The organism is Streptomyces sp. P17, assembly GCF_032436805.1.
Classification (GTDB): domain Bacteria; phylum Actinomycetota; class Actinomycetes; order Streptomycetales; family Streptomycetaceae; genus Streptomyces.
Genome location: NZ_JAVRBF010000823.1, coordinates 1 through 272, shown reverse-complemented (window position 1 = coordinate 272; position 272 = coordinate 1). Strand labels below are relative to the sequence as shown.

Genomic DNA, 272 nt, shown 5'->3' with positions numbered 1-272 from the left:
CCGCACCACCAATCAAATGCACCTTTTGTCCTTGTGCCAGTAAATCTTGTTGTAATTCACGCAGTGGCACCTGACCAGCGCAAATAATCACATTATCGACCGGTAAACAGCGTTCTTGCTCATTAATGCTAATCCACAGGCCATCGTCATCCACTTTTAAATAGTTAACGCCAGCCAACATCTCTACGCCCTTTTTCACTAAAGAAGCACGATGCGCCCAACCCGACGTTTTGCCAAGTCCCCCGCCTACTTTACTGGTTTTTCGCTGTAAC

1 pseudogene is annotated in these 272 nt (G+C 47.1%); it reads right to left on the bottom strand.

Features of this window, described 5'->3' with window-relative positions:
* Positions 1-272 (bottom strand): annotated as a pseudogene (fadH, locus tag RMT89_RS43100) (NADPH-dependent 2,4-dienoyl-CoA reductase); the annotation flags it as partial.